16 protein-coding genes and 1 tRNA gene are annotated in these 8,949 nt (G+C 63.1%); 12 read left to right on the forward strand and 5 right to left on the reverse strand.

Translation table 11 applies throughout. The annotated features are described in order from the left end of the window. The first annotated feature begins 73 nt into the window (after positions 1-73). The 12 genes from PcP3B5_RS22710 to PcP3B5_RS22765 all read left to right on the forward strand — a co-directional run bounded on the left by PcP3B5_RS22710 (position 74) and on the right by PcP3B5_RS22765 (position 5,038). On the forward strand, positions 74-226 hold the full coding sequence (locus PcP3B5_RS22710) for a hypothetical protein (RefSeq protein ID WP_237143059.1): 153 nt from the start codon (positions 74-76) through the stop codon (positions 224-226). A gap of 109 nt (positions 227-335) precedes the next feature. Further along, entirely contained in the window at positions 336-560 is a 225-nt protein-coding gene (locus tag PcP3B5_RS22715) for a hypothetical protein (RefSeq protein ID WP_061562488.1), read from the forward strand. After that, positions 557-1,558 carry a hypothetical protein gene (locus PcP3B5_RS22720; RefSeq protein ID WP_061562489.1) on the forward strand — a complete coding sequence of 334 codons (1,002 nt, stop codon included), beginning with the start codon at positions 557-559 and terminating at the stop codon, positions 1,556-1,558. The genes PcP3B5_RS22715 and PcP3B5_RS22720 overlap by 4 nt, the downstream gene beginning before the upstream one ends. Beyond that, on the forward strand, positions 1,558-2,037 hold the full coding sequence (locus tag PcP3B5_RS32260; RefSeq protein ID WP_237143060.1) for a hypothetical protein: 480 nt from the start codon (positions 1,558-1,560) through the stop codon (positions 2,035-2,037). Before PcP3B5_RS22720 ends, PcP3B5_RS32260 begins: the two co-directional genes overlap by 1 nt. Further along, positions 2,037-2,399: a hypothetical protein gene (locus PcP3B5_RS22730; protein WP_061562490.1), complete on the forward strand. Its 363-nt coding sequence runs from the start codon at positions 2,037-2,039 to the stop codon at positions 2,397-2,399. Before PcP3B5_RS32260 ends, PcP3B5_RS22730 begins: the two co-directional genes overlap by 1 nt. After that, positions 2,392-2,883, forward strand: a complete 492-nt coding sequence (locus tag PcP3B5_RS22735) for a hypothetical protein (protein ID WP_061562491.1) — start codon at positions 2,392-2,394, stop codon at positions 2,881-2,883. The genes PcP3B5_RS22730 and PcP3B5_RS22735 overlap by 8 nt, the downstream gene beginning before the upstream one ends. Next, on the forward strand, positions 2,867-3,277 hold the full coding sequence (locus PcP3B5_RS32065) for a hypothetical protein (protein ID WP_070065511.1): 411 nt from the start codon (positions 2,867-2,869) through the stop codon (positions 3,275-3,277). The genes PcP3B5_RS22735 and PcP3B5_RS32065 overlap by 17 nt, the downstream gene beginning before the upstream one ends. After that, positions 3,270-3,608 carry a hypothetical protein gene (locus tag PcP3B5_RS22745; RefSeq protein ID WP_061562492.1) on the forward strand — a complete coding sequence of 113 codons (339 nt, stop codon included), beginning with the start codon at positions 3,270-3,272 and terminating at the stop codon, positions 3,606-3,608. Before PcP3B5_RS32065 ends, PcP3B5_RS22745 begins: the two co-directional genes overlap by 8 nt. 57 nt (positions 3,609-3,665) lie before the next feature. Then, positions 3,666-3,944 carry a phiTE_015 family protein gene (locus PcP3B5_RS32720; RefSeq protein WP_476726660.1) on the forward strand — a complete coding sequence of 93 codons (279 nt, stop codon included), beginning with the start codon at positions 3,666-3,668 and terminating at the stop codon, positions 3,942-3,944. Then, the gene (locus tag PcP3B5_RS22755; RefSeq protein ID WP_061562494.1) at positions 3,941-4,258 is read left to right on the forward strand and encodes a hypothetical protein; all 318 of its coding nucleotides are present in this window, start codon (positions 3,941-3,943) and stop codon (positions 4,256-4,258) included. The genes PcP3B5_RS32720 and PcP3B5_RS22755 overlap by 4 nt, the downstream gene beginning before the upstream one ends. After that, the gene (locus tag PcP3B5_RS22760) at positions 4,255-4,584 is read left to right on the forward strand and encodes a hypothetical protein (protein WP_061562495.1); all 330 of its coding nucleotides are present in this window, start codon (positions 4,255-4,257) and stop codon (positions 4,582-4,584) included. The genes PcP3B5_RS22755 and PcP3B5_RS22760 overlap by 4 nt, the downstream gene beginning before the upstream one ends. A gap of 208 nt (positions 4,585-4,792) precedes the next feature. Then, the gene (locus tag PcP3B5_RS22765) at positions 4,793-5,038 is read left to right on the forward strand and encodes a hypothetical protein (RefSeq protein ID WP_057380215.1); all 246 of its coding nucleotides are present in this window, start codon (positions 4,793-4,795) and stop codon (positions 5,036-5,038) included. Here PcP3B5_RS22765 and PcP3B5_RS22770 read toward each other — a convergent pair. The 5 genes from PcP3B5_RS22770 to bamC form a co-directional block, all read right to left on the reverse strand. Further along, entirely contained in the window at positions 5,035-6,009 is a 975-nt protein-coding gene (locus tag PcP3B5_RS22770) for a tyrosine-type recombinase/integrase (protein ID WP_061562496.1), read from the reverse strand. The genes PcP3B5_RS22765 and PcP3B5_RS22770 overlap by 4 nt on opposite strands. Positions 6,010-6,118: 109 nt before the next feature. Further along, positions 6,119-6,208: transfer RNA gene (locus PcP3B5_RS22775), tRNA-Ser, on the reverse strand. 95 nt (positions 6,209-6,303) lie between these two features. Beyond that, positions 6,304-7,014 carry a phosphoribosylaminoimidazolesuccinocarboxamide synthase gene (gene purC / locus PcP3B5_RS22780; protein WP_009620599.1) on the reverse strand — a complete coding sequence of 237 codons (711 nt, stop codon included), beginning with the start codon at positions 7,012-7,014 and terminating at the stop codon, positions 6,304-6,306. Between the two features lie 31 nt (positions 7,015-7,045). Beyond that, positions 7,046-7,804, reverse strand: a complete 759-nt coding sequence (locus PcP3B5_RS22785) for an MBL fold metallo-hydrolase (RefSeq protein ID WP_043271106.1) — start codon at positions 7,802-7,804, stop codon at positions 7,046-7,048. Then, entirely contained in the window at positions 7,743-8,939 is a 1,197-nt protein-coding gene (gene bamC, locus PcP3B5_RS22790; protein ID WP_043271108.1) for an outer membrane protein assembly factor BamC, read from the reverse strand. The genes PcP3B5_RS22785 and bamC overlap by 62 nt, the downstream gene beginning before the upstream one ends. Positions 8,940-8,949: the final 10 nt, after the last annotated feature.

The following is an 8,949-nucleotide window of genomic DNA, read 5'->3' on the forward strand; positions in this document are numbered from 1 at the left end:
GCCCTGGAACCCTTCGCTTCAGCATTCCCGGATGGGCCGGCTACTACGACGGCGATAACAGGTGGATAGAGTCATGAGCACGCACGAATTCCTGAAGAAGCAGATCGACCAGCAATTGCAGGCTGAGGGCTTCAACTCGCGCATCTCCTTCCAGGTTGCCGATGAAGCGCTGGAATACTTCCGCAGGACTGCTCACTTCAAAGGGGGGCTCTCGCTGATTGCCTGACCTTCGCTCGCAGACGTGCCAAGGAGCTTGCCAAGCTCAGCGGCGACAAGAAGTCCGCCTGACCTACCCCACTCCCTGCCATTGCGCCACTACGGCGCGAGGACACCCCATGCCCCTCGACGAATCAGCCGTTCAGCGCGGTATCACCGAGCTGATCGCGAACCCGCACGCGCATTACCAGGCCCAGCTTGAGGAAGCCCTGTTCCACGAGCAGGCTCTCGATCTGATCCGGCGCCTGAAGGTCTATGCGGACCGCAGCGCCTCACCGATAGCCCATGAACTCTGCGTTGAAGCGACTGAGTTCGTGGCCAAGCATACGAGGACGAAACCATGACCATGGCAATGGAACTGATCCGTCACATCGCCGGCCTCTACAGCGGGAAGGCCATCAAAGGGGATTTCACCCAGGTCTACATCACCGGGAACGAAATCTGGATGGCTCAGCAAATCCTCGCCTCGCAGCAGGCAGAGGGCGCGCAGGGGGACCTGGACGAGTACGCCGAGTTCGAAAGCTGGCTTGAGCGTGAGAAGCCCGCAGGTTGCGTTGGCGACATGGAGCGCGGCTGGATGGCCCGCGCCGCCCGGGCGCAACCCCCCTCGGCGCCGGATCTGGACGATCAATCGTTCGACGACAACGCCGAGCGCCTCACCAGAGACGCGCTCGGCCCAGGAGCGGGAATCAATCCGAACGCCACGTCAATCGACGACCTGTTCCTCGACGAAACCCCGGCGCCGGAACTGGAGCGGCCGGAGGTGATGGCTGTGCTCGTTCTAGGCGGAGTGTTCGATGGCGGGGAGCTTGGCGACAACGATATTGTTACCGTCAATCCCGCAATTGAGCGCCTTCAGGCAGCACTGGTCACCGATGGGGAGGTGCTTGTCGAGCTGATGACCGTCGCCCAGCACGAGCGCATCGTCGGGGCGCTGCGGGAGAAGATTGACGGGGCTGAATCGCAGGCTGAATACCAAACCCGAAGGGCCGAACACTTCGCAAAAGAACGCGACGCCGTTCTGTCTCGCCTGGCCGAGTTGGAGAAGCAAGCGCCAGTGGCAGCAGTCTCGGAAGAGACGTTCAGCGCTGACGGCACGAGCGACATCATCACTCGCAACCTGCCCATCGGAACGATGCTCTACGCCGCCCCGGTCGCCCAGGCTGGGCAGGTGCCGGAGGAAGTGCGCGAGGCTGTCGAATGGGCAGATCACCTGCTCTTTGAGTGCGGGGCCCTGGTGCAAACCCGAGCACCTTCGGTCCACGTTTACAACAAGGCATTCGCGGCAATCGAAGCAGCCAAGACGTTGCTTGCCGGCGCGCCGGCGAAGGGGGGTGAGTGATGGCCGTCTTCGAAGTGGTGAGCGGCGGCGACCGCAGCAGCCTGATCAAGCGCTTCGAGCGCAAGAGCAAGCAGCAGGCCATCAGTGAACTGGTGGACTTCCATCTCCTCAGCTGCGCCCGCATCGAGAAGCTGGAGTTGGAACTGGCTAAGTACGAGCCGGACATCGCCGCCTGGCGCGACGTGGCAGCCGAGCGCCGCCGGCAGGTTGAATCCAAGGGCTTCGACGCAGGCCACGACGACATGGCCACCCGGGGACAGATCGCCCGGGCGGCCAGCTGTTACGCGCTCCATGCCGGTGGCATCGGCACGGACTGGCCGGACGGCATTCGGAATGGCTCGGCACTGTTCTGGCCCTGGGACAAGGAGTGGTGGAAGCCCAAGTCGGCGCGCGAGAACCTGGTGCGCGCTGCCGCACTGATCCTGGCCGAGATCGAACGCCTTGACCGTGCCGCCGCTCCGGCGCAGGGAGGTGAGTGATGAATGACATTTGCGCGACCTTCATCCTCTGCTGCCAGCTCGGCACACTCTGTGGGCAGGCGTCGATTAAGGACCTCCCAGGGTGCTGGGAGCACAAGGTGGACGAGGACTGGAGCATATCGTTCAACGGGCACAGCGAAGAGGTCCGCGACTCCACCGGGTCGCCGGTGCCGCCGCTTTCAATTTGGGTCAAACACAGCCGCTATTTCGCCGACGGCATCATCACGCCATTCGGCGGAATGATCGTCGGTGGACGCGAGGCAGAAGATGACTTGATGTCAGCGCTTGAGGCAGCCATTCGCGCCAAAGGCGGCACACCAGCGACTGAAGCCGAGCAGGCTCAGGGAGGTCGCGATGACTGATATCGACGCAATGGCGACCCGCTTCGCTGAGCTGTACATGGCAAAGCTGGAAGAGCGCGGGCAGTGCATCCTCGCGAAGGCTGACATAGAGCGCCTAGAAGCCGAGGCCCAGGCGCTAAGGGAGGAAGTCGCAGCCCTGCGCGCAAGGGTGGTGGTTATGCCGGAGCGCATGGAGTTCCCGCCTATGCCAATGCACCCATGCGTCGAAGATCACGAGGCGTGCGGAGAAGTCCACGGATGGAACGCCTGCCTCAACGAACTGGCGCGTCTCAACGGCCAGACGGTGAGTGAAAGGCTGTTGCGTGATCTGCTGAAGTCCGCACAGAAGCTCTCAGATCGTGCCTCTAACTTCATGGTGTCCGGCGTTGAGTTCATCGAGATCGGCGACAACAACAGCGCAGTCATGGAGCTTGAAGTGACGCTAGAAGCGCTGCGCGCCCTGCTCGACGAGGGGAAGGAGGACGTCAATGCGCCAAGCCACTGAACGAGATTTCCGCCGTCCCGAGTTTATGGATGCTAATGCCGAGGATTATGAAATTCGCGATGACGGCGCAGTTGTTCGGAAGGATCGATGGGAAATGGGAATTCGCCACCTGGCCTGCTTGGTTGGCCTCTCTCGTGAATTTGAGATTCCTGATGTCCTAGCGCGCGCAGAGGAAGTGCTCGGAGGCTGGATGATAGCTGAGCCAGATGATTTCTCCGACATGCTGACGGGCAAGGTCGACCTAAAGCTAAGTTGCGGATCGATTCTGGTTGGCTGCGAGGAAAGTGGTGGTTATTTGACTTGGGGTTTCAGCATGAAGCGATTCATAGCCGAGGACATGGGAGCAGACGTTATCGAGTGGCGTCGAACGAAGGAGGGAGACGGTCATGCCTGAGCTGAAGCTCTGTCCGTTCTGCGGGGATGCCTTGGAGTTCCTTGTCATTGCGCGTGACTGGTACCGGGTCGCTCATCCCGAGAACGATCTGTGCCCGCTCAGCGGACACGACTACACCTACGCGCAAACCGCTCAGGGGCTGAAAACTCTGCAGGAGGACTGGAACCGGCGCGCCATCCCCGCCGACCAGGTGCTGGTGCCGCGCCGCCTCCTCGAAGACATCGAGAAAACCTGGCGCATCCCACACCCTCAGGCGCGGGAGCTCAATGAGCGCACCAAGCGGGCAATCGAAGAAGGCCTGCACGAACTCCGCGCCCTCCTCCAGCGCTAACCACGCCGGCTCATAGAAGCTCATAGCCGGCTCATATCCCCTTAACCGCACACCCATATGGGAGGCAGAACTGTGCCTGACATTCGAGAAGAGTTTGAAGCTTGGGCGACCAGCCGGTGCGTATCCATCACGAGAGCGCCTGAAGCGATGATGTTCTTCGGGGGTCGCCGTGTCCCTGCTGGTGGCTACATCATGGCTGACACAGAGCTTGCCTGGACCGCCTGGCAAGCCAGCCGCGCGGCTCCGAGGGTGGAGCTGCCGGACTGGGAGTTCCCGCATCACTCCGAGGTAGTCGAAGCCCTCCAGCAAGCCGGAATCGAGGTGAAGCAGCCATGACCGACACCAACAAGCTGAAGGACCTGGCGGAGCGGGCCCTTGGTTCTTCCTTCAACGCAGACGCCATGAGCTCACCGCTTGGCCAGTTCATCGCCGCCGCCAACCCTCAAGCCATCCTCGGGCTGATTGAGCGCCTGGAACGCCTGCAGGAGGCCTTCGACGAAGCCAACGAGATGCTGGCTCGCATAGGTGACTTCGCACACGACAAGAGCACCGGCCCGGGAGTGCCAGATGCATTATGGGAGGTCCGCAGCATGGCCTACAGCGCAGTTCGGATTGGTTTCGACGCAGCCCTGGAAGGAGGCGAGAGATGAGCGACCGTGAACTGCTGGAACTGGCGGCCAGGGCGGTCGGCATCGAAGGGAAGTTCTTCGAAAGCGAGAACGGCATCCACACCGGTATCTACCGGCCTGGGCTCGACTACTACTGGAACCCGCTGATCAGCGACTCCGAAGCGTTTCGGCTGGCTGTTGATCTCCAGCTCTGCACGTCCACCGGCGAACTGGCCTGCGCTGCAAGTTGGTCTCCGCATTCAGCGTGGTTGCATGAGGTTGTCGAGAAGCATGATGGCGATAAGCGCGCAGCTATGCGCAGAGCCATCACCCGTGCCGCGGCCGAGATCGGGAGGCAGATGGAATGAGCGATCCACCCTGCCCTCCAAATCGTCACGTCTGGATCTTCTCCACACCCCTGCATATTCGCTGCAGCAAGTGCGGTGCCATCGGCCAGCGGTGGCCGTCCCGGGCTGAGCGCGCCGAGTTCATCCGCGGTCGCTGGTTCTACCTGCAGCCCAAGTTCTGATCACCATTCCACCATCGCCGCACCAGCGGCGCGATGAGGTATTGCCCATGGAACCAGAAATCATCCATATCCCGGAGGTGGCCAGGCTGCTCGGGAGGACCGAATCGTCTATCCGCAGCGCAATCCAGGCGCGTCCGGATTGGCTTCCGCCGTACTTCAAACAGGGGGTTCGGGTGTGCTGGAGGCTGGAGACGGTGCGCAAGTTCCTGCGCGAATACGAGGCGGGAGAGCACAAGGCTCCGAAGGTTGGTCGGCCACGGCGTGATCCGCCGCGGCTGCTGAAGATAGGCTAGCCGAGCTTGTCTGCCAGATCGTGCGGGGAAAGGTGGGTGTAGCGTTTGAGCATGGCCAGCGTCTTGTGGCCGGTGATCGCAGCAACCTCCATCATCGAGAAGCCCCGTTCGAATAGGCGGGACGTGGCTTCGTGGCGCAAGTCGTGGAAGGTGAGGTCCTTCACTCCTGCGGCCTCGCAAGCCCTGGGGAAGTAGTTGCTGACGGTGTTCGGCGCCAGGCTGAACACCTTGCCGTCAATCCGCGCCGGCAGGGACTTGAGCAGCTCGCGTGCGCGGGAGGACAGCGGCACAGACCGACGCTCGCCGTTCTTCGTGTCCTCCAGGATCGCCACCTTGTCGCGGATCTGCTCGCGACGCAGCAGAAGCAGTTCTGAGCGGCGCATTGCCGTGTCGGCCGCCAACTCGATAATCACGGGCAATTCAGGGTGGAGCTTCGCCGCTTCCTCGTAGAGCTTCCTTAGCTCAACAGTGGTCGGTCGTCGCTCCCGTGCCTTGCTGCCCTTTGGCATGCGCAGGTTCTTGCAGGGATTGGTCAGCCCTTCCAGTCGCCATTCCTTCGCCGCCACGGTGTAGAGGTGGCTGATAATGGCCAGGTTCAGACGAACGGTAGCAGGCGAAGCGCCAGCCTTGAATCGTTCATCGCGGTACTCGGCCAGGTCGGAGGGGGTGATTTCTCCAAGCGCCTTGTCGGCGAGCGGGTGCTCAAGCCAGCGCTTGATCCGAACACGCTCCTGGTCGGCGCCTTTCTTGTGCTCGGTAACCTCCTCCTGATACTGCCTCAGGGCTTTGCCGAGCGTGGTCCGCATGGCTGCTCTGGTATCGACGAAGCGCGAGCGCGACATATCACCTTCGATCTCGGCCGCCCAGCGCTGGGCCTCGGCCTTGGTATCGAAGGTTGCAGAAAGAGTGGGGTGTCCTTTGCGGCGAATCTGCGCCCGCCAGGCGCTGCCGCGCTTTTCGTAGTACGCCATGCGGCGAACTCTAGTGGGGGAATGGGGGAATGTCACGCAAAGTCATTCCCCCAAAATTCCCCCAAAAGAAAAGGGCTCCAGAAGCGTAAACCTCTGGAGCCCTTGTATATGGCGGAGAGATAGGGATTTGAACCCTAGGAGCCATTGCTGACTCAACGGATTTCGAATCCGTCCCGTTCGACCACTCCGGCATCTCTCCGTGCGGCGCGCATCATATCAGCTTGATCGGCGAACGCGAAGCCTTCTTTTGAGAAATTTTCGCGTGCTATCAGATGCTTGCGCGCCTGGAACAGGTCAGAGCGGTACGCCCAGGCGCTGCGCCACTTCCTCGTAGGCCTCGATCACACCGCCCAGGCCCTGGCGGAAGCGGTCCTTGTCCATCTTCTTGCGGGTTTCCTTGTCCCACAGGCGGCAGCCGTCGGGGCTGAATTCGTCGCCGAGGACGATCTGGCCGTGGAACACGCCGAATTCCAGCTTGAAGTCCACCAGCAGCAGGCCGGCGTCGTCGAACAGCTTGCTCAGCACTTCGTTGACCTTGAAGGAGTAGGCCTTCATCTGCGCCAGCTGTTCCAGGGTCGCCCAGCCGAAGGCCTGGACGTGGGATTCGTTGATGAAGGGGTCGCCCAGGGCGTCGTTCTTCAGGAACAGCTCGAAGGTCGGCGGGTTGAGCTGCAGGCCCTCTTCCACGCCCAGGCGGCGCACCAGGCTGCCGGCGGCGTAGTTGCGCACCACGCACTCGACCGGGATCATCGCCAGCTTCTTCACCAGCACTTCGTTGTCGGCCAGCAGCTTGTCGAACTGGGTCGGGATGCCCGCCGCTTCCAGCTTCTGCATGATGAAGGCGTTGAACTTGTTGTTCACCATGCCCTTGCGGTCCAGCTGTTCGATGCGCTTGCCGTCGAACGCCGAGGTGTCGTTGCGGAACAGCAGGACGAGGCGGTCGGGGTCGTCGGTGGTGTAAACCGATTTGGCCTTGCCGCGATAGAGTTCTTCGCGTTTTTCCATGATGGGCTCCGCTTGCTAGGTTGGTAGGGGGTCAGGCGATTTCGCGCCAGTCCAGCCCCGAATGCTGATCGGCTACCTGCAGCCAGTCCGGGTCGCACCCGAGGGTGTCGACGAAACATTGCCGGGCCAGCTGCGGCGTGTTGTTCTTTTCGCTGAGGTGGGCCAGCACCAGGTGCTGCAGCCCTTCCCAGCCCAGTTCCGCGACGAACTGCGCGGACTGACGGTTGTTCAGGTGTCCCCACTGGCCGCCCACGCGGACCTTCAGCGGGTAGGGATAGGGGCCGCGCGCCAGCATGTCGCTGTCGTGGTTGGCCTCCACTACCAGGGCATCCAGGCCACGATAGCATTCCAGCACCTCGGCGGTGACGCTGCCCAGGTCGGTGAGCTGGCCGAAACGCCGCCGGCCATCGGAAATCACGTATTGCAGGGGCTCGCGGGCATCGTGGGCCACGCCCACCGCGGTCACTTCCAGGCCCTTCAGCTCCAGGCGCTGGCCGGCCTTGAGCAGGCCCGCCGGCTGCAGCGGCTTGCGCAGCCCGCGCAGGGTGCCGTCACTGAGGTACACGGGAATGCCGTAGTGCCGGGCCAGCAGCTCGACGCCGTGGACATGATCGGAATGCTCGTGGGTCACCAGGATGGCGTCCAGCTCGCCGGGGTGCACACCCAGGCGAGCCAGACGCTTGATGGTTTCACGCAGCGCAAAGCCGCAATCGATCAGTACCCGGGTGTCAGAACTGCTCACCAAGGCCGAATTGCCCCGGCTTCCGCTCCCCAGTACCGCGAAACGCATTGCGCATGCTCTCTTGAAGTTTTTCCAGGACGCTCTGCGCGACGTCGGTCGGCGCGGAGGTGTTGATGTCCTTGTCGAGGGTGACCTGCACCGTGTTGCTCACGGTGGTCAGGCGCACCTGGTAGCGCTGCGCCTTGGCGTCTTCCTCGGCCTTGGCCTTCTCTTCGCTGGCGCCGAACAGGCGGCTGAAGAAGCCGGGCTTCTTCGCTTCCTCGAGCTTCTTCGCGCCCTCGGCGACGTTCACGTAGTAAACGCCCAGGCTGCGGTTGAGGTCGTCGACGCGGATGTCGGCGCGTTCCAGGGCGCGGCCGACGCTGACCCAGGCGCGGTCGAAGTCGGAGTCGAGGGTCAGCATCGGGTTGCCGTTACCGTCCTTCTCCAGGGTCACGCTGCCGGGGGTGTCGTAGGTGGAGTGCGCGGCCAGCAGGGACACCGAACCGCCCTTCTCGGCGCTGGTGGACATGTTGGCGAGCATTTCGTCGAGCAGCGCGGCGTCCAGCGCCGGGACCACCGGCTTGCCCGGCCAGTCGGCGCTGGCGCTGCTGCCGGCCGGACGGGTTTCGCTGAGGACGTAGACTTCGCTGGTGTTGGTCTGCACGCCCGGCTCGATGCGCACGCGCACGCGCGCCTCGCTGCTGGGGTCGACGCCGGCGACGCGGCTGCCCAGGCGGCGGGCCAGGGGCGCGGAGAGCTGCGTCAGCGGCTGCCAGTTGGTGGAGAACTCACCGGTCTGCGGACGCTCGTCGGCGAAGGAGAAGCCGTTGTCCTGGAAGAACTGGTGGGCCACCGGCCAGACTTCCGCCGGCGGGCGCTGAGCGATCAGCCAGCGCGAGTCGCCGCTCTTCTGCAGGCTGTAGTCGCTGGAGCTGCCGGCGTTGGCCAGGGGCAGCGGGCGCGGCACTTCGAACTCGCCCGCCTTCTCGTGGCTGTCGGCGATGTTCATGGGAATCGGCAGCAGCGGGTCGAGCTGCTTGCTCTGCAGCCCTTCGGGCACCTTCATCGGCCCGGTCTGCCGGGAATCCAGATAGTCGGTGCCGCGGTCACGGAAGTAGCCATCCTTGCCCCACAGCCAGCCGCAGCCGGAGGTGTTGCCGATGACCAGGGCGAGCGCGGTCAGTCCTGCCAGTCGCTTCATGCGATGCTCC

The organism is Pseudomonas citronellolis (assembly GCF_001586155.1).
Lineage (GTDB): Bacteria > Pseudomonadota > Gammaproteobacteria > Pseudomonadales > Pseudomonadaceae > Pseudomonas > Pseudomonas citronellolis.